Genomic DNA, 3,761 nt, shown 5'->3' with positions numbered 1-3,761 from the left:
GCTCTCGAAGCGCTCGGAACCCGTGCAGAGCCGCCGCCTCGGCAGGTACCACCTCAACGCACCGGGCTCGCTCCCTTCCCCCGCGCGGTTTGCGGGGGAAGGGCTGGGGATGGGGGGCGCCGCGGACGCGCCGAGTCCAGTTGATCCCTTCTCCCCTCTCCGCACGCAGTTTGTGCGGGGAGGGGCCGGGGGAGGGGCCTCCCCTCGCCTGCGCCCCCGCCGGTGGCTATCCTGTGGCGCAGAGCCGTACCAGCGACCGCGGAGACCCGAATGCGCGCACCGTTCCACTCCATCTACTCCCACGGGTTCGTCCGCGTGGCCGTCTGCGTTCCGGCAGTGCGCGTGGCAGACCCCGCGTTCAACCTCGAGCACACGCTGGAGCTGGCCTGGCGCGCGTCGGACGCGGGCGCGGCGGTGGCGCTCTTTCCCGAGCTGGGCATCTCGGCCTACAGCTGCGAAGACCTGTTTCAGCAGGACGCGCTGCTCGAGGCGGTGGACGACGCCATCCGCGAGCTGGTGATGGAGAGCATCGGCATGAGCCCGGTGCTGGTCGTCGGCGCACCGATGCGCTTCCACGGGCGCATCTTCAACTGCGGCGTGGTCATCTACCGCGGGCAGGTGCTCGGCATCGCGCCCAAGTCGTACCTGCCCAACTACCGCGAGTTCTACGAGCGCCGCTGGTTCAGCGCGGCCCGCGACGCCGACTTCGACCACGTGACGGTCGCGGGAGAAACGGTGCCCTTCGGCAACGACGTGGTGTTCGAGGCCGAGAACGTCGACAACTTCGTGCTGAACGTCGAGGTGTGCGAAGACGTCTGGACGCCCATTCCGCCCAGCAGCTACGCCGCGCTCGCCGGAGCCACGGTCGTCGCCAACCTGTCGGCCAGCAACATCACCGTGGGCAAGGCCGAGTACCGCCGCGACCTGTGCGCCACGCAGAGCGGCCGCTGCATCTGCGCGTACCTGTACTCCGCCGCCGGACCGGGCGAATCCACCACCGACCTGGCGTGGGACGGGCACGCGCTGATCTACGAGCACAACGACCTGCTCTGCGAGTCGCAGCGCTTCGACGACGAGGAGCAGGTGATCATCGCCGACGTCGACCTGGACCGGCTGGCCCAGGAGCGTTCGCGGATGAACACCTTCCGCGAGGCCGCGGGCGACGTGGGGGAGCGGGTGTCGTCCATCCGCCGCGTTCCGTTCCACTTCCAGGTGCCGGAAGGCGAGATGCCGCTGCGGCGCGACGTTGGCCGCTTTCCATACGTGCCGGACGTCGCCGCCGAGCGCGACGCGCGGTGCTACGAGGCGTACAACATCCAGGTGCACGGGCTGATGAAGCGCCTGGCTGCGACGGGGATCCAGAAGATCGTCATCGGCGTGTCGGGCGGGCTCGACAGCACGCAGGCGCTGATCGTGGCCGCGCGGACGATGGACCGGCTGGGGCTGCCGCGCACCAACATCCTTGGCTACACCATGCCCGGGTTCGCCACCAGCGACTCCACCAGGGGCAACGCCCACGCACTGATGAAGGGGCTGGGGATCACCGCGGCGGAGATCGACATCCGGCCCAGCTGCATGCAGATGCTGCGCGACATCGGCCACCCGTACGCCGGGGGCCAGCCGGTGTACGACGTGACGTTCGAGAACGTGCAGGCGGGGGAGCGCACCTCGCACCTGTTCCGCCTGGCCAACTTCAACGACGGGCTGGTGCTGGGCACGGGCGACCTGAGCGAGCTGGCGCTGGGCTGGGCCACCTATGGCGTGGGCGACCACATGTCGCACTACAACGTCAACGCGTCGGTGCCCAAGACCATGATCCAGTACCTGATCCGCTGGGTAATCGATACGGAACAGTTCGATGCGGAGACCAACCGGGTGCTGCAGGCCATCCTGGACACCGAGATCTCGCCCGAGCTGGTGCCCGCGGGCGAAGGCGAGCCGGGCAAGGGCCCCGCGCAGAGCACACAGCAGAAGATCGGCCCGTACGAGCTGCAGGACTTCAACCTCTACTACGTCACGCGCTACGGCTTTCGGCCCAGCAAGGTGGCATTCCTGGCGCACCACGCCTGGGGCGACCGTGCGCGCGGCGCGTGGCCGGAACTGCTCCCCGAGGAGCGCCGCAACCAGTACGATCTGGCCACCATCAAGCGGTGGATGGAGGTATTCCTGTGGCGGTTCTTCAAGACCAGCCAGTTCAAGCGCTCGGCGATGCCCAACGGACCCAAGGTGGGCTCCGGCGGCTCCCTCTCCCCCCGCGGCGACTGGCGCGCCCCCAGCGACTCCGAAGCCACCGTGTGGCTGGACGAGCTGCGTCGGAACGTGCCCTGATTGCGTTGTCTCTTTCGTCCACTTATAGTGATGGTGCATCCACCACCAACACTCAGGAGGGAGAACGATGACAGCACTCACCGATGAACCGACCGAGCCCGTGGAGCCGGCGGTCGGAAATGCCGGTGCCGATCGGCAGGATTCCAACGGCAAGCTCGATCCGGATCAGGCTTACGAAGAACTCGTTCGGTTGTCACAGGAGATGGGCCTCTACGATCCGCCTTTCTACTGCGACTGAATCCGGTGGTGCGCTGATTCCGGCACGATTAAGACCGCGCGGAAAATCTTGCGGATCGTGCGGCGCGGGTCTGGCGCGGCGGGCGCGTGGGCGCTACGCTACTCCTTCCTTCCGCGGTACCCCGACCCATCCAGATCCCGGAGACCCAACGATGCAGTATCCGCTTCAGCTCTCGTTCAAGCTGCTTGCTCTCGCGCCGCAGATCTACGTGCGCGACTCCAGCGGGCAGGTGCGGATGTACGTCAAGCAGAAGCTGATGAAGCTGAAGGAGCAGGTCACCGTCTTCGCGGACGAGAAGCAGACCCAGCCGCTGTACCACATCGCGGCCAACAAGGTGATCGACTGGTCCGCGCAGTACAACTTCAGCACGCCGGACGGAACGCAGATCGGGGCGGTGCGCCGCAAGGGAATGCGCTCGCTGTGGCGCGCGCACTACGAGATCGTCCGCGACGGCCACGTGATCTTCAACCTTCGCGAAGAAAATCCCTGGGCCAAGGTGGGCGACGCCATCTTCAGCGACATTCCGGTGATCGGAATGCTGGCGGGCTACGTCTTCCATCCCAAGTACCTGGTGTCCCGCCCCGACGGTACCCCCGTCGTGCGCGCCAGCAAGCAGGCCGCGCTGTGGGAGGGCAAGTACTCGGTGGACCGCCTGGCCGAGCTGACCCCCGAGGAGGAGGGCCTGTCCGTCCTCAGCCTGCTGATGCTGCTGCTCCTGGAACGCCGCCGCGGCTGATCGGTTCCCGCGGGTGCAGGGCCCCGGCTCGCCTTTCGCGCGCGCCGGGGCCTTTCGCGTTGTGGCGGCGGGCAACCATCCGCGTGGACCCGGCGTCCCACCGGGGTGTACGACGCGATGAAGTCAACTCGTTGCCGCAAGGAAAGATGCGCCTCCGCACCCTGTTCGCCGCCCTGCTCCCGCTGCCGCTGGTGGCCGCCGTGGCCCCCCGCTCCGAGCCGGTGACGCTTTCCGGTTACTACACGGTCAAGTGGGAAGAGCAGTCGCTGCGCGTGTGCGGCGAGCGCGGGCCGTGGTGGGTCTCCAACCCCGGCCCGGTGCTGGAGCCCTACCGCGAGCTGGTGGAAGGCGACTACGGCACCATCTACGTCACCGTGCGGGCCGACGTGACGGGGCCGGGAATGTTCGGCCACATGGGGATGTACCGGCGCGCCGTGGCCATCCGCGAGGTGGTGGAAG

Annotated in this window: 4 protein-coding genes; all 4 read left to right on the top strand. The window is 67.9% G+C overall.

Annotated elements, in window-relative coordinates; genetic code table 11:
• The first annotated feature begins 270 nt into the window (after positions 1 to 270).
• Positions 271 to 2,328, top strand: a complete 2,058-nt coding sequence (locus VIB55_RS13830) for an NAD(+) synthase (RefSeq protein ID WP_331877241.1) — start codon at positions 271 to 273, stop codon at positions 2,326 to 2,328.
• A gap of 67 nt (positions 2,329 to 2,395) precedes the next feature.
• Positions 2,396 to 2,566, top strand: coding sequence for a hypothetical protein (locus VIB55_RS13825; protein WP_331877240.1), 171 nt, complete (start codon positions 2,396 to 2,398; stop codon positions 2,564 to 2,566).
• A 151-nt stretch (positions 2,567 to 2,717) separates the two neighbouring features.
• A complete protein-coding gene (locus VIB55_RS13820; protein WP_331877239.1) occupies positions 2,718 to 3,302 on the top strand; it encodes a hypothetical protein in 585 nt (194 codons plus the stop codon).
• A gap of 146 nt (positions 3,303 to 3,448) precedes the next feature.
• The coding region (locus VIB55_RS13815; protein ID WP_331877238.1) for a hypothetical protein at positions 3,449 to 3,761 on the top strand (313 nt) is incomplete at its 3' end.

Origin of the sequence: Longimicrobium sp. (assembly GCF_036554565.1) — a bacterium.
In the GTDB taxonomy this organism is placed as follows: domain Bacteria; phylum Gemmatimonadota; class Gemmatimonadetes; order Longimicrobiales; family Longimicrobiaceae; genus Longimicrobium.
Note: the sequence above shows the minus strand (reverse complement) of the source record. Positions and strands in the feature narration are given on the sequence as shown.

Coding starts and splice junctions, on each gene's coding strand:
- VIB55_RS13830 (WP_331877241.1), top strand. CDS start 271: ATGCGCGCACCGTTCCACTCCATCTACTCCCACGGGTTCGTCCGCGTG.
- VIB55_RS13825 (WP_331877240.1), top strand. CDS start 2,396: ATGACAGCACTCACCGATGAACCGACCGAGCCCGTGGAGCCGGCGGTC.
- VIB55_RS13820 (WP_331877239.1), top strand. CDS start 2,718: ATGCAGTATCCGCTTCAGCTCTCGTTCAAGCTGCTTGCTCTCGCGCCG.